The following is a 15,198-nucleotide window of genomic DNA, read 5'->3' as shown; positions in this document are numbered from 1 at the left end:
GACCAGAGCCAGCACACGGTCTTTAAAGACCAGGATTCCGACGGCCTTCCGCCCGCACCCATATAAGCACAGTTTCGACACACAGGATTCCTGTGCTTGTCACAGGAATCCAGCAGCGCCGCGTCCGCGGCGCGGAAGGGCGGGCGCTACGGCAACTTTCGCTTGCAAATGTGCGAGGGAAAGGCGCAGCTGACACTCAGGCAAAGCTTCTGCGCCGGCGGGTAAGGGAGGGGACATCCTCGACCGGCGGCAAGCTCTGCAGCACACGTCGAGGCGGCAGGATGGCGATCGCCTCAGTACCGACCCTGAGCTTCGAGCGCAATATGAACTGGCCATTGTGTTTGGCAAGAATAGCCTGGACGATCGGCAGACCAAGCCCGGTACCTTGCTCGGCGCTCTTGATGGCAATCGAGCCCTGACCGAAAGCGGAGAGAACGATCGGGATTTCCTCTTCCGGAATGCCAGGACCATTGTCCCTGATCGAAAGATATTGCCCGCCGCCGGCAGTCCAGCCGACCTTTACGCTGACTTCGCCACCCGACGGCGTGAACTTGACAGCGTTCGAGAGCAGATTGAGCGTCACCTGACGCATCGCCTTCTCGTCAGCCCAGACTGATGGCATCGCCTGTTCGAACTGCTGACCGATCGTTATGTTCTTGCTTCGGGCGCGCAGCTGAACCATGCCGATGCAATCCTCTACGATTTCTGCCAGGTTCACTGCGTCCTCGCTGAGCTCGTACTTGCCGGCTTCGATACGCGAAAGATCGAGGATCTCGTTGATGAGATTCAACAGGTGTTCGCCGGAGCGATGGATATCGAGCGTGTATTCCTTGTAGGTCGGGTTGCTGAGGGGGCCGAGCACCTCGGTGGACATGACCTCGGAGAAGCCGAGGATGGCATTGAGCGGAGTGCGCAGCTCGTGCGACATCGAGGCGAGGAACCGCGATTTGGCTAGGTTCGCTTCTTCCGCGCGGCGGCGTGCCTCGTCCGACATGGACTTGGCCACCTCGAGTTCGGCGATGAGGTCGTCCTTTTCGGACTGTACGGAAAGGATATGGACGTTGGCGCGATTCATGCTGCCGGTCATAAATGCCAGGAATATCAGCGAGAGGGCCAGAATGCCCGCGAAGCCGATATCCACCGGGTCGCCGGTCGCGAGCGCGGAGAAACAGAGCACGCAAAGGACCGGGAGGAAGGTGTAATACAGGGCGTTGCGCAACAGGAAAGTGCCCATGGCGGTGATCGCGAGGGCAATGAAGAGGACTGTTCCTTCGAAAAGACCGGAAGCGACCTGGCCGCAGGACGCGCAGTCCGGGAGCGTGAAGATCGCCCAACAGAGGCCCGTCAGCACCTGGCAGGCGAGGAAACGGCGGCGCCAGACGGAGACTTTTTCTGCGACCACATCCTCGCGCTTGGCCTTGCGCGCAAGGAAGATGGTGACGGCGTGCGCCGAAAGCGCCATCAGCGCCCAGACGAGAATGTTCGCTTCTCCGGAGAGGTACACGCCGCTGGCGGCGATCATGATCACGAGGAGGGGCAGGGCCATCGCGCCGTGGAGTACGGACTCGATGTGGAGCAGGAGCATTTCGCGTTCGAAGCCGGATGGTGCCGAGGAGCCGGTCTGCAGCCGCTGACGCGTCGCGCGAACGGTCTTCGAAACAGCTTTGTTTCGATGGTTCCGCGATCTGTCGACTATGATCTTGTCGGTCGATGTGCTGGCGGCGATGCTCATACTTCTGATCAGGATTGGGTTCAGCTTGCACTGTAGGATGCAATCCTTAAGAAGTTGCTGCCCGCATGAAGGATTCGACAACCATTGTGGCGTGATTGCGGTTTTCTGGTTGGACGAGCGGGGGCATTGGTCGAGGTGGAGGCGCTGGAGTGACGTCGCAGAACCGCAATATCCGGATCGGCAGTGGCGCGGGTCCGGGCTCTCCCGGAAAGCGCTTCGCCTTCGGCCGATCCGGATTTCCTCGGCGGCGCAAGCGGCCGTCGGGCAACGGGGGCATGGCGGGTGGTTGGATTTTCCTGCTCGTCCTCGGAATCGGCGCCTACGTAGCCGCGCAACTGCCGGTGCCCGAACGGCCCGTGACGGGTGAGTTGCGTGGCTCCGCATCGGCGAGCGACGGGGACAGTTTGCGGCTCGATGGGCGTCGCATACGTATCGAGGGTATCGATGCTCCCGAGATCGGTCAGATGTGCCGACGCGCGGATACCCGATGGGACTGCGGCGCGCAGGCGCGACGGCGGCTGGCTGCTCTGGTCGCGAGAGCCACGACCGTGTGTCGGCTCCATGGCCAGGATCGCTACGGGCGCGACCTGGGCGTCTGCACGGTTCGCGAGAACGATCTGGGAAGAGAGATGGTCCTTTCTGGTTACGCCGTCAGCTATGGGCTCTACCATGACGAGGAGGAGAGGGCGCGAAGCTCAGGGACGGGGCTTTGGGGCGGCGATTTTGTGAGGCCGCAGGAATGGCGCCGGTCGAACGGCGGGGTGGATGAGCCCCCGCACCGAACGAGCGACCGGATTGAGACCATTATCCGGTGGCTTCAGGAATATTCGAGTGGGATCATGGCGAGGATCGGCGGTGACTGAAGAGCACCTGCAGGCGTTGCGGGAGGCGATTTCGCTCTGTCGCCGCTGTCGCGATGACCCGGCGCGTGGCATGGATCACCGGTTGCCGCACGAGCCGAGGCCGGTTGCGGTACTTTCCTCCTCGGCGCGAATTTTGATCGCCGGGCAGGCACCCGGTTTGCGGGTACATGAAAGCGGTCTTCCATTCAACGACGCATCGGGAGACCGGCTGAGGCAATGGCTGTCTGTTGACCGCACGGCATTTTACGATCCGGGAAATTTTGCGATCGTGCCGATGGGTTTCTGTTTTCCAGGCTATGATGGACACGGCAGCGACCTGCCGCCGAGAAGCGAGTGCGCTTCGCTGTGGCGCCGCAGAGCGATCGACGCCATGCCGCAGATCGAGCTGGTGCTGGCGGTCGGCCATTATGCGCAGCGCTGGCATCTCGGACAGGGCTGTCCCAAGTCCATGACGGAGACTGTGCGCAACTGGCGGCGCTACGCGAAAAGCAATTCCGGCACCCCCGTATTGCCGCTGCCGCATCCGAGCTGGCGCAATACCGGCTGGCTCCGGCGTAACCTATGGTTCGAAACCGAGTTGCTGCCCTTCCTGCGTGAGCAGGTGAAGGCGCTGACAGTCTGAAAAAATTTTCTTTATTTTCACGAATTGCGCGCTATAGAGGGAAAAATAATTCGAGAGGATTTTTCCATGGATCGCCTTGACCGCAAGATCCTGCGGCTTTTGCAGGAGGACTCGACCTTGGCCGTAGCCGACCTCGCCAAGAAGGTCGGGCTTTCCACCACGCCTTGCTGGCGGCGCATCCAGAAGATGGAAGAGGAAGGCGTGATCCGCCGCCGTGTCGCGCTGCTTGATCCGGTGAAGGTGAACACGAAGGTCACCGTATTCGTTTCGGTGCGCACCAGTTCGCATTCCATGGAATGGCTGCGGCGTTTCTCCGAAGTCGTTGCGGATTTCCCTGAAGTGGTGGAATTTTATCGCATGAGCGGCGACGTGGACTATCTGCTGCGCGTGGTCGTGCCAGACATCGCAGCCTACGACGCCTTCTACAAGCGTCTGATCGCCAAGATCGAGATTCGCGATGTGTCCTCGGCCTTCGCCATGGAGCAGATTAAATATACGACGCAGTTGCCGCTCGACTACATGGTTATCGACCAGGCGAAGTCGAGCGAAGATTAAGCACAAGGGATAAGGCCGTCTCTACCCTCGCTTTAAAAAACTGATCTATCGCAATGATAAACCGCTTTGGCGCGCAGTTGTTCGGCCGGTTTTTCAATGCGGAAGGTCCAGCCGTTGGCGAACCTTGCTGCTCGTCAGTTCGCGCAGCGCGTCCTTGCCGGTCCATCGTGCCGCGCTGTTCGCGCTCATCGCGAGCCTTTGCGCGAGCGCCAGGGCCGGGCCGTGGCAATCGAGGCTGCGCTTGCCGATCTGCCTGAGTGCCCAGTTGACCGCCTTCTTCACGAAATTGCGCTCGTCGGCGGCATGCGCTTCGATGAGCGGCAGCCAGGCAAGCAGCGCCGAATCCGGCTCCTTCTTCAGATGAACGGCGGCTGTTGCGATCATTGCGAAGGCCAGGCGGCGGACGAACTCTCGCTCATCGGCTGCGAATTCGGGAATGAGCACTTGCTCGAGGCGGGCTCCGACGAAAAGGTCGGCGATCGCATCGACCACTTCCCAGGAGCTGCAGGCATTCGCCCATTGCCGCGCTTCAGCGAGCGTCAGCGCCTTTGAGTCCGCAGTGAACGCTGCCAGCAGGCGCGCTTCGCGGATGCCGGAGGCCCAAAGGTCGATCGCGCGGACATGGTCGGTCTTTACCATACGGGCGACGCGACGAAGCTGCACATTCGAAAGGCCCAGGGCGTTTTCGGTCGCAATACCGAAGCGCGCCATTGCGGCGATGTTCTCGTCCGAGCCGAGGGCGCGGAGGTGTTCGATGATTTCCTGCGCCGTCGACTCCGGGGCAGGCATCATTTTTCGAGGCGGGCAAGCAGGGAAGACGTATCCCAGCGATTGCCACCAAGCGCCTGGATATCACCGTAGAATTGATCAACCAGGGCGGTCACCGGCAGCTTGGCGCCATTACGCCGCGCCTCGGCAAGGACGATGTCGAGATCCTTGCGCATCCAGTCGACCGCAAAGCCGAAGTCATATTTGCCTTCGTTCATGGTCTTGTGGCGATTTTCCATCTGCCAGGATCCGGCCGCTCCCTTGGAGATCACCTCGATCACCTTTTCGATGTCGAGTCCCGCCTTCTTGCCGAAGTGAATTCCCTCTGCGAGCCCCTGAACGAGGCCCGCGATACAAATCTGATTGATCATCTTGGTGAGTTGACCGGCACCCGCCGGACCCATCAAACCGACCATCCGCGCATAGGCATCGATAACGGATTTTGCCTTCTCGAACGCTTCCACGTCGCCGCCGCACATGACGGTGAGCACACCGTTCTCCGCGCCTGCCTGGCCTCCGGAGACCGGTGCGTCGATGAAATGCGCGCCTTTCGCAGCCGCCGCCGCAGAGAGCTCGCGCGCAACCTCGGCCGATGCGGTCGTATTGTCGATGAAGATCGTGCCGGGGGTGATCGTTTCGAAGGCGCCGTTTTCACCCGTGGTAACGGAACGAAGATCGTCGTCATTGCCGACGCAGGCGAAGACGAACTCCTGGCCCTTGGCCGCTTCGGCCGGCGTTGCAGCGGTCCGGCCGCCGAATTGCGCGGCCCATTGCTCCGCCTTGGCCGCGGTCCGGTTGTAGACCGTGACATCATGACCGCCGCGCGCCTTGAGGTGACCCGCCATCGGGTATCCCATTACGCCGAGACCGATGAATGCGACTTTGGCCATTTCCTTGAGACTCCAGTTTGCGTTGGCGGAATTTCGGCGGCGCGCCTGGTATCAGGGCTTGAAGCGGGCGATCACCAATTGTCCGGCAATCGGCTCGCCTTCTTCCATGCGCACGGTGATGTCGCTGATGTCGATGATCTCGAAGCCTGTCGCCGCAAGACGTGCGCAAAGGTAGGCTTCGGAGTGAGCGAAGCGCTGGTGTGGGCCGACCGCGTAGCCGTGCTCTCCAATGGCTTCGTCGGGCAAACTCTCGCTGGAGATAATCAGCAGGCCGCCCGGCACGAGATTGTCGACGGCACCGAAGAACAACGGCTCCAGTGCGCCTATATAAGGCAGAACGTCGGTAGCGACGATCAACTCGAAGGGCTCGTCGTCGTTGTCATCGAGAAAATCGACGGCTTCGGCGACGTAGAGCGTCTCGTAGAGATCCTTCTCATGGGCGATCTCCACCATGTTCTCCGACAGGTCCACGCCGGTAATGTCCTCCGCAAGATCGCGCAGGGCCCCGCCGGTCAGCCCGGTACCGCAACCGAGGTCGAGTACCCTTTTGAAGGGACCGAGCCCGACGGCCTGAACGCGCTGGCGGACGAGGAGCGGTACGCAATAGTTGAGCTGGTCGACCAGGACATTATCGAAAACATCGGCGTGTTGGTCGAACAGTGTTGCCACATAGGCGTCCGAAGCCTTCAGCGGTGTCTCCCCGTGTCCCATCGACGCCAGTCGAACGGCGGCGCCGCCGTGGTCGTCCGGATCGAGTTCCAGGACTTCCCGATAGGCGGCGGCGGCCGCGTCGAACTGTCCGGACTTCTCCAGGGTAAGCGCCCGGTTGTAAGCCTCCGCCAGGGCTTCCTCGTCAATCTTCTTGCTCTTCTGCATCATGGACGCTTCTTACGACCCCCGGCGGTCTTTGACAATCACCGGCCTCTGCCGCCCCCTCAAGTGGCCTATTTTACCGGAGCGGCGAGGGTGTTCAATGCAGCGGCGGCACGCCTTTTTTCATGCGGGACTGTTGCCGCGCGAGTCGGGGAAGAGAGGGAACATTCGCCTGCGGCAAAGATTTTGATTTGTCGAAGCGAGCGCCATTTCACCTTTACCCAAAAAGGAGTCATCATTGCTAAAACAGTGAAAAATCGGAGGAATGCCGATGTCAGGCGAATTGAGCCCGTTAACGTTGGGAACGGAGATGCCGGAGCGGCAAGCGCCGCCTTTGCCTCAGACGTCACAGGAGACGATCAACGCCATCATCCATTATTATCGTGGCGAGATAGGGCGAATGGCGGGCTGGCGGGACCGGATAGACCGGACATCGAACTGGGCGATCACTGTCGTCGCAGCGATGCTTTCGGTTTCGCTTTCGACCCCTTCGTCCCATCACGGGGTTCTGCTCTTCGCTATGCTGCTTATCAGCTTGCTGCTGCTGATCGAAGCGCGTCGTTACCGGTTCTTCGACGTCTATCGTGCCCGCGTGCGCCAAATGGAGCGCGGCTATTTCGCGCAGATTCTATGCCCTGAGGGAACGCCGAACTTCAAATGGTCGGTGTCGATTGCCAAGAGCCTGCGCCAGCCTGCCTTCCTGATGGGCTATAGGGAGGCCCTCTGCCGCCGGCTGCAGCGGAACTACTGCTGGATGTATCTGATCCTGCTCCTGGCCTGGGCGCTGAAGATTTCATCGCCGAAGATCGCCAGCACGGGAGAGCCTTTCGGCCATGTCCGCTCCTGGGCCGACGTGGCCGAGAACGCCGCGCTTGGTCCCGTGCCCGGCTGGGCGGTAGCGGTCGGCGTCGCGATCTTCTATGCGGCTGTCCTTTACGGATCGCTCCACCGGGCAACAGGCGCCGGTGAACTCGCCCACGGCGAGGTCCATGTCTGACGCACTTGCAGCTACCGCGCCCCTATTTAGAACGCCGTCTTCAGAAATTCTCATTTGATGCCGACGCGCGGGACTGCTTCAACTGCGTTCTCGCGAGCAAAAGGAGCACAAGATGAGCGAACAGAAGGTGGCAATCGTTACGGCCGGCGGTTCCGGTATGGGGGCCGGCGCGGCACGGCGGATGGCGGCGGAGGGCTACAAGGTCGCCGTCCTCTCATCGTCGGGCAAGGGCGAGGCGCTCGCCAGGGAGCTCGGCGGTATCGGCGTCACCGGATCGAACCAGTCAAGTGACGATTTGAAGCGGCTCGTCGATGCGGCGTATGACGCCTGGGGTCGTGTGGACGCCCTGATCAATTCGGCAGGACATGGCCCTCGCGCGCCCGTACTCGAGCTCACTGACGAGGAGTGGCACAAAGGCATGGAGGTCTATTTCCTCAATGTCGTGCGGCCGACCCGGCTGGTGACGCCGATTATGATGGAGCAGAAATCCGGCAGCATCGTCAATATTTCCACCTATGCCACCTTCGAACCGGACCCCCTGTTTCCGACGTCGGGGGTCTTCCGTTCCGGACTTGCCGCTTTCACAAAGCTTTTCGCCGACCGCTATGCCCCCGACAATATCCGCATGAACAATGTTCTGCCGGGCTTTATCGACAGTCTGCCGGAAACCGAGGAACGGCGCCAGCGCATCCCGATAGGGCGTTACGGGACAACGGAGGAGGTGGCCGAGCTGGTTGCGCTGCTCGCCAGCGATCGTGGGGGTTACATCACCGGTCAAAACATCCGGGTCGACGGTGGCATCACCCGATCCGTCTGACACTTCCGACCACAAATGTACCGGCCGTAGTCTAATGGACGATAAACTCGCCCTTGAGTGCCCTCCACTCCGAGGCCGAGATCAATTTGCGGTGCACGTAACGTACCGAGTGCAGCGGTCCATCCAGCGTCTCCTGCCAGAATTTCAGGAAGCTGCGCATTTCCGGAAAATCCGGCGCGATGTCGTAGTGTTGCCAGATATAAGTCTGCAGGAGAGCCGGATGGTCCGGCATCCGATAAAGTATCTGAGCCGTCGTCAGGCCATAACCCTTGAGCTGCAGTTCCATGTCGTTCGTCATACGGACCTCACTTTTACAAAGGTGGTCCCTATGATGGAGCGCTTGATTGCTTAATCAAGCCTTAATGTAAGCGACAAAAGAGAAGTTCCCCTACAAAAACAAATAGTTGGCAGCGAACCCCTTTGAGTGCTGCCGGCTTCCGGCTGGTGCTCGCCATGCTTACAGCGCAATCAGCGCTTCAGATGGCGTGTCAGGCGAGCTTCCAGCCAGCCCCAGACGTTGCGCAGCAACTCCACCATCAGCAGGTACAGGATCGCCGCCCAGATATACATCTGGTAATCGAAGGTGCGGGAGAAGGCACGCCGCGTCTCTCCCATGAGGTCGAAAACCGTCACGATCGCTACGATCGCCGATCCCTTGATCATCAGGATGATTTCATTTCCATACGGGCGCAGTGCCACAATCATCGCCTGGGGCAGAATGACCTTGAAAAAGGCGATGCGGTCCGGCAGGCCGAGCGCGGCCGCCCCTTCCCGTTGGCCGCGCGGCACGCTCTCGATCGCCCCGCGCAGAATTTCGGCCTGATAGGCGGCAGTGTTGAGTGTGAAGGTGAAAAGCGCGCAGTTCCAGGCGTCGCGGAAGAACCACCAAAGGCCCACGGTTTCGAGCTGCGGTCGGAAACTGCCAAGCCCGTAATAGATGAGAAAGAGCTGGGTGATCAGCGGCGTGCCACGGAAGAAATACACATAGGCATAGGCAAGCCAACCCCAAAGCCTGTTCTTGGACATGCGCCCGAGCGCGACCGGCAGCGAAACGACGGCGCCCATGAGAATCGAAGCGGTCACGAGCGTCAGCGTCACCCCTAGGCCGGACAGGAAGTTCGGTGCGTAGCGGGAGAACTTCTCCGGATCCCAGCCATTGACGACGGTCAGGAAAATGCCGACGCCGAGCGCAAGCCAGATGCCGAGCGCGACGCTGCCGAAGAAGCGCGAAAATGTGTAGGGCCTCGGCGGGGCGGGGGGCGGAGCCTGCGGCGGAATCATGGTTTCGGCAATGCTCACCGGCGTGTCTCCGCGCGTTTGGTCGAGCGCTCGAGGGCGGAGAATACGATGGAGGAAATCATCGCCAGAACGAGGAACAGCACGCAGGCGACGCCGAAGAACTCGAAGGCATGCTTGGTCACCCGAGCCGCGATCCCGGTTTGCCGAAGAATGTCCGGTAGGCCGATGACCGAGACGAGTGCAGTATCCTTCAGCAGCGCCATCCAAAGATTGCCAAGCCCGGGAAGCGCGACGCGGATGAGCTGAGGCAGGATGATGAGGCGCATTGTCTTGCCACGGTGTAGCCCGAGCGCGTCACCGGCCTCATACTGTCCGTGCGGAATGGCTTTGAATGCCGATAACAGCACCTCGGAACAGTAGGCCGAAAAGACAACTCCGAGTGCGATCATCCCTGCTACGAAGGCATTGATCTCGACCGCGCCGTCGTAGCCGACGGTCGCAAGGAACTGCTGAACGAGGATCTGCAGACCGTAATAGACGATGAAGAGCGTGAGGAGTTCCGGCAAGCCCCGAAAGATCGTCGTGTAGATATTGGCCGCCAGCCGAAGAGATTTCTCCTCGGATTGCTTGGCGAGCGCAATGAAGAAGCCGATGACCAGCCCGACCGGAAGGGTTGCGACCGCTAGGCTGGCGGTGACCAGGAAGCCATAGGCGATCTCATCGCCCCAACCCGCGTCGCCGCAGGCAAGAAGCGTCTCCGAGGCGAACCAGCGGAAAACCCCGGCGGGGCCGCATAGCGGGTCGATAATCGCACCGATCCAGGAAAGACCGGAGGAAAGGGCGGCAAACAATCCGCTCATGCCAATAACTTCCCGTCCCGTTTTTTGGCGCCCAGCCTGTGCTTTGACCTTTGATAGAGGCACTGCAGACGCATATTTTCGAGATTCCTTGTCAAACAAAAACGGCGGGAGGGCAAGCCCATCCGCCGTTGCATTTTCTTCTTCAAAACAGGTTATCCCGCCGTCAAAGCCGAAATACCGCGGGAACGCTGCGATTAGCTACCGTAGACGTCGAAGGGGAAGTACTTTTCGTTGATTTGCTTGTACTTGCCATTCGCGCGGATGGCCTCGATGGCCTTGTTGAGCTTTTCGCGCAGCGCGTCATCGCCTTTGCGCACTGCGATGCCGGCGCCCTCGCCATTGATGACGGGATCGATGGGCAGGGTGCCGAGCAGCTTGCAGCAGGCGCCGTCCTCGGTCTTCAGCCATTCCGAAAGCACGACGACGTCGTCGATCGCCGCGTCGATGCGGCCGTTGGCAAGATCGAGCTTGTATTCATCCGCGGTTGGATAGAGCTTCAGCTCAGACTCCTTCATATGCGCTTCCGCATAGTTGGAATGGGTGGTGGAGCTTTGCGCGCCCAGCACCTTGCCGGAAAGGCCGGCCGCGGTTGCCTCGGTAATCGGTGAATCCTTCGGCACGACGATTGCCGGCGGCGTGTTGTAGTATTTGTTGGTAAAGTCGACCTGTTGCTTGCGCTCTTCCGTGATCGACATCGACGCGACGATCGCATCGAATTTCTTGGCGATCAGCGCCGGAATCATTCCGTCCCATTCCTGTGTGACGAAAGTACAGTCCGCTTTCATCTCTTCGCAAAGCGCCTTGGCGATGTCGATGTCGAAGCCGGTCAGCGTGCCGTCGGATTCGAGATTGTTGAAGGGCGGATAAGCGCCTTCGCTGCCGATTACCACCTTCTCGCCGTCCGCCATGGCGATGCCGGTCATAAGCACGAAAACGGCAGCCGATGCGGTGGCCGCAAGCCGTTTGGAAATAAGCATTGTGTCCTCTCTGTTGGCTTTCGGCATCCGGTTTTTCTTGTTTCGCGGATGCCAATTGGCGCCGGGGCTTGCGCCGCCGGTTGCTGCGATATTCGTACGGTTTTCCGGCAGAAATCAATAGGAAAGCGTCGGTTGCCCACGCTGAACGCCCCGTGTTTGCGGCAGGCGCGTGCAGGTCGCTTCAGCTTTTGTGGAATGCTTGATGGTTTGCCGGTGGATCGACCCGGCATCCGTGTAATATACGCGAGTCGCCATCCTCGGCTTTCGTTTAGGTTGTGGGTGAAGATGAACGGTCCGTTCACGGTCGGTTAATGTCGGCTTCTATAGGCCTTGCAGCGGAACCGATCCGTGGCTGCGGCGTTGCCGCTACGGCATTTTCGGCTGACGCAAAGAAGGCCGGGAGCGCGGATCAGGCCCTGTGACGAGGGCGCCATGGTGGGTAACGCGATTGGTTGCGGGTGCACACCAGGCGTCAGGACCTCCGAACAAGAGGAAGAAATTAATGTCGATTCGATCCAGACTTTTCGCAACAGTGGCCTTGCCCGTACTTTCGGCCTCCCTGGTGGTTCAGCCCGCGTTCGCGGACAGCCTGAGCGCGCCTTTTGAGGTGGCTCAGGAAGGTGCGGACCAACAATCCCCCGAGGATTTGCTGCTACTGAAGCGCAAGCAGCGCCAGGGCGAAGAAGAATCTCAAGGACAGGCGGAAGAGCAGCAGCCCGCAGCCGAGGAGAGTGCTCCGCAGCAGGCGGAAGAAGAGGCCCCCCGGCGCAAGAAGCGCCAGCAGCAGGCTGAAGAACAGCAACCCGCGGCCGAGGAGAGCGCTCCGCAGCAGGCCGAAGAAGAGGCCCCCCGGCGCAAGAAGCGCCAGCAGCAGGCTGAGGAACAGCAGCCCGCAGCCGAGGAGAGCGCTCCGCAGCAGGCCGAAGAAGAGGCCCCCAGGCGCAAGAAACGCCAGCAGCAGGCTGAGGAACAGCAGCCCGCAGCCGAGGAGAGCGCTCCGCAGCAGGCCGAAGAAGAGGCACCCGCGCGCAAGAAGCGCCAGCAGCAGGCTGAGGAACAGCAGCCCGCAGCCGAGGAGAGTGCACCGCAGCAGGCCGAAGAAGAGGCACCCGCGCGCAGGAAGCGCCAGCAGCAGGCTAAAGAACAACAGCCCGCGGCCGAGGAGGGCACTCCGCAGCAGGCCGAAGAGCAGCTGCAAACGGATGAACAGAAAGCCGCGGAACAGCCGGGTACCCAACCCGAGAGCGATGCGACCGCGGAGCAGCCTGCCCCTGAGGCGCCAGCCGAGCAGACGGGCGAGGGCGAGCAGCAGCCGGTGCCCGGCACGGAACAACCCGCAACTGCGGAGCAGCAAGGCGACGAGCCCGAGGGCCAGCAGGCGCCAGAAGTGGTGGACGAACGCTCGACGGAGGAACGGCAGAAGATCGCTGACGACCCCTCAGCGTCCGACGATACCGTCGTGCTTCCGGTTGAGAGGGGCGCAGCCGTCCTCGATAGCGACAAGGACGCCGACATTGCCGGGGGTAATGAGGGGCGCGAAACGCGACGCAAACAGCGCGAGGAACTGCGCGCCACGCAGGAGAGCGTAGAACCTCCGGCCGACGATGCGGCAGCACAGGCCGCGATCCCGGCGGAAGCCAGGGAAGAGATTCCTCAGAAGATCGAGGCGGCGCTCAGCGAAGAGGGCGAGCGTGTTGAAGAGGCTCCGACCTTCGCCGTGCCGCAGACGACAAACATCGTCAACAACACGGTCATAAACAACACGCAGATCAACAACACGACCGTCAATAACACCACTGAGAACAACGTGACGGAAGTGCGGGTTGTCGAAGAGGTCGACGATCGCGTCATCCTCGGCGTCGGCGACCGCATCTTCGTGCGCGGTGACGACCGGCCGCGTCTGCGACTGAATTCGGAAGAGAATTTTTATGAGAATCTTCCGAGAGGCCGCGTTCGCGAGACGATCGTTCGCCCCGGCGGCTATCGGATCGTTACCATCTACAACCAGTATGGCGACGTCCTGACGCGCACGCGTATCGACCGTGGCGGCGACGAATATATCATGATGTATTCGCCTGAGTATGAAGATGACCGGCCCGCTATTATCGACGTCGGTTATGAGTTGCCGCCTATGCGCCTGACGATACCCGTCGACGACTATATCGTCGACTACGCCGACGATCCGGATCGGGACTATTACGAATTCCTGTCCGAGCCGCCGGTCGAAACGGTCGAGCGTGTCTACACGATCGACGAGGTTCGCCACTCCGCTCGCCTGCGCGACAAGGTTCGCCGTATCGATCTCGACACCATCACCTTCGCCACGGGCAGCGCCGAAGTGTCGATGTCGCAGGCAAAAACCATGCGCAAGGTTGCAGAGGCGATGAACAAGGTCCTGGAGAAGGATCCGGGTGAGACCTTCTTCATCGAGGGGCACACCGATGCCGTCGGCGCGGATCAGTCCAACCTCGTTCTCTCCGACGAACGTGCCGAATCCGTCGCGGTACTCCTGACGGAGGTCTATGGCGTCCCAGCCGAAAACCTCGTTACCCAGGGCTATGGCGAGCGGTTCCTAAAGATCCGCACGGACGGCCCCGAACAGGAGAACCGCCGGGTCACCATCCGCCGCGTGACACCGCTGGTACGCCCTGTCGCGCAGCGATAACCACAGGCGCCTGAACACTGCAATCGGGGTCGGGAAACCGGCCCCGTTTATTTTTCGTGACGAATCAATCTTGAGTTGTGTAAATTATCCAACCTGATGCTGCGCTCGGTTGGAGGGATGATGAAGTCAATTGGCACCAGTTTGATTGTTGCCCTTTCGCTCATGGCTGCAATGCCGATACGAGCCGGCGCCCAAGATCCCGCGTCCTCTTTTGACGCGAGGGCGGCGCAGGCGGTCCGCGACGACCCGCAAGCACAGTTCGTTCTCGGTTCGATGTACTACAAGGGCAGCAGCGGGACACGGCGCGACCATGCCATGGCAGCATACTGGTACCGCAAGGCCGCTGAACAGGGGCATGTCAAGGCGCAAGTTAATCTGGGCGGCTTGTATTTCGACGGCGAGGGCGTGGCGCAGGATTATGCCGAAGCGGCGCGGTGGTTTCGCAAGGCGGCCGAGGATGGCGCCGCCGCTTTGGCCGAGCTCAATCTCGGCGTGATGTACGAGCACGGAAGAGGTGTCGCGCCGGATCCGGCCGAGGCCGCGCGCTGGTACGGAAGGGCGGCCGAGCATGGGGATGCGCAGGCGCAACACCGACTTGGTCTCATGTACTTCAAAGGCGAAGGAGTGAAACGGGATCACGTGCAAGCAGCGCGCTGGTATCGCGCGGCGGCCGCGCAAGGCAACCCTTCCGCCCAGTTCCATCTCGGAAGCATGTATTTGCAGGGTCAGGGCGTGCCGAAGGAACCGTCAGAAGCGTTTCGTCTGTTCCGGGGCGCGGGCGGGCTCGGGCATGAAAACGCTCAGTACAATCTGGGCTTGATGTATCTGAATGGCATCGGTGTGCAAAAGGATCTTGATGAATCCGTGCGCTGGTTTCGCGCCGCGGCCGAACAGAAATCGGCGCTTGGTCAGTACAATCTCGCACTGATGTACGCGAACGGCACCGGTGTTGCCAAAAATTCAGAAGAGGCGGCTCGCTTGACGAGTCTCGCGGCCCATCAGGGATTGGCAATGGCGCAGCACAATCTCGGCATCGCCTATATCAGCGGTGCGGGCGTGGAAAAGGACTCTGCAGCGGCCGTGCATTGGTTTCAGAAGGCGGCGCAGCAGGGTCATGCCAGGGCTCAGTTCAATCTGGCAATGATGTATGCACGGGGTGAGGGCGTGGCCAGGAACGATGCGCTCGCGTTCGAGTGGATGCAGAAGGCGGCAAATCAGCTGCCGGAGGCGCGGCAGTACCTCGATCGCACGCGCAAGGAATGAGCTAGACTAGAGCAATTCCAGGAAAAGTGCGTAGCGGTTTTCCGTCCGGAAATTGCGTCAAAAAAAAATGGGTTAGA

The 15,198-nt window shown here is 60.8% G+C and carries 15 protein-coding genes; 7 read left to right on the top strand and 8 right to left on the bottom strand.

The annotated features are described in order from the left end of the window. Positions 1-196 precede the first annotated feature (196 nt). Complete coding sequence (locus tag FB009_RS19830) at positions 197-1,732, bottom strand: sensor histidine kinase (RefSeq protein WP_011975749.1); 1,536 nt, start codon at positions 1,730-1,732, stop codon at positions 197-199. A 149-nt stretch (positions 1,733-1,881) separates the two neighbouring features. Between FB009_RS19830 and FB009_RS19825 the strand changes: the two genes are divergently transcribed. The 3 genes from FB009_RS19825 to FB009_RS19815 all read left to right on the top strand — a co-directional run bounded on the left by FB009_RS19825 (position 1,882) and on the right by FB009_RS19815 (position 3,772). Continuing rightward, complete coding sequence (locus FB009_RS19825) at positions 1,882-2,595, top strand: thermonuclease family protein (RefSeq protein ID WP_024311425.1); 714 nt, start codon at positions 1,882-1,884, stop codon at positions 2,593-2,595. After that, entirely contained in the window at positions 2,588-3,217 is a 630-nt protein-coding gene (locus tag FB009_RS19820; RefSeq protein ID WP_024324728.1) for a uracil-DNA glycosylase family protein, read from the top strand. Before FB009_RS19825 ends, FB009_RS19820 begins: the two co-directional genes overlap by 8 nt. A gap of 66 nt (positions 3,218-3,283) precedes the next feature. After that, positions 3,284-3,772 carry an Lrp/AsnC family transcriptional regulator gene (locus FB009_RS19815; RefSeq protein WP_011975746.1) on the top strand — a complete coding sequence of 163 codons (489 nt, stop codon included), beginning with the start codon at positions 3,284-3,286 and terminating at the stop codon, positions 3,770-3,772. 93 nt (positions 3,773-3,865) lie between these two features. Here the strand turns inward: FB009_RS19815 and FB009_RS19810 are convergent, their stop codons facing one another. From FB009_RS19810 to FB009_RS19800, 3 genes are read right to left on the bottom strand one after another with little or no spacing between them, the layout of a single operon-like run. Beyond that, positions 3,866-4,564 (bottom strand): DNA alkylation repair protein, encoded by a 699-nt coding sequence (locus FB009_RS19810; RefSeq protein ID WP_011975745.1) that lies wholly within the window; start codon positions 4,562-4,564, stop codon positions 3,866-3,868. Then, positions 4,561-5,430, bottom strand: coding sequence for an NAD(P)-dependent oxidoreductase (locus FB009_RS19805; protein WP_011975744.1), 870 nt, complete (start codon positions 5,428-5,430; stop codon positions 4,561-4,563). The genes FB009_RS19810 and FB009_RS19805 overlap by 4 nt, the downstream gene beginning before the upstream one ends. 51 nt (positions 5,431-5,481) lie before the next feature. After that, entirely contained in the window at positions 5,482-6,309 is an 828-nt protein-coding gene (locus FB009_RS19800) for a class I SAM-dependent DNA methyltransferase (RefSeq protein ID WP_018009650.1), read from the bottom strand. 265 nt (positions 6,310-6,574) lie between these two features. Between FB009_RS19800 and FB009_RS19795 the strand changes: the two genes are divergently transcribed. Together FB009_RS19795 and FB009_RS19790 are read left to right on the top strand one after the other, a co-directional pair. Then, positions 6,575-7,300 (top strand): DUF2270 domain-containing protein, encoded by a 726-nt coding sequence (locus FB009_RS19795; RefSeq protein WP_024311427.1) that lies wholly within the window; start codon positions 6,575-6,577, stop codon positions 7,298-7,300. A 112-nt stretch (positions 7,301-7,412) separates the two neighbouring features. Beyond that, positions 7,413-8,117 (top strand): SDR family oxidoreductase, encoded by a 705-nt coding sequence (locus FB009_RS19790; RefSeq protein WP_011975741.1) that lies wholly within the window; start codon positions 7,413-7,415, stop codon positions 8,115-8,117. A 31-nt stretch (positions 8,118-8,148) separates the two neighbouring features. Here FB009_RS19790 and FB009_RS19785 read toward each other — a convergent pair whose 3' ends face one another. The 4 genes from FB009_RS19785 to FB009_RS19770 all read right to left on the bottom strand — a co-directional run bounded on the left by FB009_RS19785 (position 8,149) and on the right by FB009_RS19770 (position 11,193). Then, positions 8,149-8,415 carry an usg protein gene (locus tag FB009_RS19785; RefSeq protein WP_011975740.1) on the bottom strand — a complete coding sequence of 89 codons (267 nt, stop codon included), beginning with the start codon at positions 8,413-8,415 and terminating at the stop codon, positions 8,149-8,151. A gap of 170 nt (positions 8,416-8,585) precedes the next feature. Next, positions 8,586-9,416, bottom strand: coding sequence for an ABC transporter permease (locus FB009_RS19780; RefSeq protein WP_011975739.1), 831 nt, complete (start codon positions 9,414-9,416; stop codon positions 8,586-8,588). Further along, positions 9,413-10,216 carry an ABC transporter permease gene (locus tag FB009_RS19775; RefSeq protein ID WP_011975738.1) on the bottom strand — a complete coding sequence of 268 codons (804 nt, stop codon included), beginning with the start codon at positions 10,214-10,216 and terminating at the stop codon, positions 9,413-9,415. Before FB009_RS19775 ends, FB009_RS19780 begins: the two co-directional genes overlap by 4 nt. 194 nt (positions 10,217-10,410) lie before the next feature. Then, complete coding sequence (locus FB009_RS19770) at positions 10,411-11,193, bottom strand: ABC transporter substrate-binding protein (protein WP_011975737.1); 783 nt, start codon at positions 11,191-11,193, stop codon at positions 10,411-10,413. 502 nt (positions 11,194-11,695) lie between these two features. Between FB009_RS19770 and FB009_RS19760 the strand changes: the two genes are divergently transcribed. Together FB009_RS19760 and FB009_RS19755 are read left to right on the top strand one after the other, a co-directional pair. Then, the gene (locus FB009_RS19760; protein ID WP_145161908.1) at positions 11,696-13,858 is read left to right on the top strand and encodes an OmpA family protein; all 2,163 of its coding nucleotides are present in this window, start codon (positions 11,696-11,698) and stop codon (positions 13,856-13,858) included. A 96-nt stretch (positions 13,859-13,954) separates the two neighbouring features. Next, complete coding sequence (locus FB009_RS19755; RefSeq protein WP_234705075.1) at positions 13,955-15,121, top strand: SEL1-like repeat protein; 1,167 nt, start codon at positions 13,955-13,957, stop codon at positions 15,119-15,121. Positions 15,122-15,198 lie beyond the last annotated feature (77 nt).

The organism is Sinorhizobium medicae (genome assembly GCF_007827695.1).
GTDB classification, from domain to species: Bacteria; Pseudomonadota; Alphaproteobacteria; order Rhizobiales; family Rhizobiaceae; genus Sinorhizobium; species Sinorhizobium medicae.
This window is presented reverse-complemented; position numbering and strand designations above follow the sequence as displayed.

Coding starts and splice junctions, on each gene's coding strand:
- FB009_RS19830 (WP_011975749.1), bottom strand. CDS start 1,732: ATGAGCATCGCCGCCAGCACATCGACCGACAAGATCATAGTCGACAGA.
- FB009_RS19815 (WP_011975746.1), top strand. CDS start 3,284: ATGGATCGCCTTGACCGCAAGATCCTGCGGCTTTTGCAGGAGGACTCG.
- FB009_RS19810 (WP_011975745.1), bottom strand. CDS start 4,564: ATGATGCCTGCCCCGGAGTCGACGGCGCAGGAAATCATCGAACACCTC.
- FB009_RS19805 (WP_011975744.1), bottom strand. CDS start 5,430: ATGGCCAAAGTCGCATTCATCGGTCTCGGCGTAATGGGATACCCGATG.
- FB009_RS19800 (WP_018009650.1), bottom strand. CDS start 6,309: ATGATGCAGAAGAGCAAGAAGATTGACGAGGAAGCCCTGGCGGAGGCT.
- FB009_RS19795 (WP_024311427.1), top strand. CDS start 6,575: ATGTCAGGCGAATTGAGCCCGTTAACGTTGGGAACGGAGATGCCGGAG.
- FB009_RS19790 (WP_011975741.1), top strand. CDS start 7,413: ATGAGCGAACAGAAGGTGGCAATCGTTACGGCCGGCGGTTCCGGTATG.
- FB009_RS19785 (WP_011975740.1), bottom strand. CDS start 8,415: ATGACGAACGACATGGAACTGCAGCTCAAGGGTTATGGCCTGACGACG.
- FB009_RS19775 (WP_011975738.1), bottom strand. CDS start 10,216: ATGAGCGGATTGTTTGCCGCCCTTTCCTCCGGTCTTTCCTGGATCGGT.
- FB009_RS19770 (WP_011975737.1), bottom strand. CDS start 11,193: ATGCTTATTTCCAAACGGCTTGCGGCCACCGCATCGGCTGCCGTTTTC.
- FB009_RS19760 (WP_145161908.1), top strand. CDS start 11,696: ATGTCGATTCGATCCAGACTTTTCGCAACAGTGGCCTTGCCCGTACTT.
- FB009_RS19755 (WP_234705075.1), top strand. CDS start 13,955: ATGCTGCGCTCGGTTGGAGGGATGATGAAGTCAATTGGCACCAGTTTG.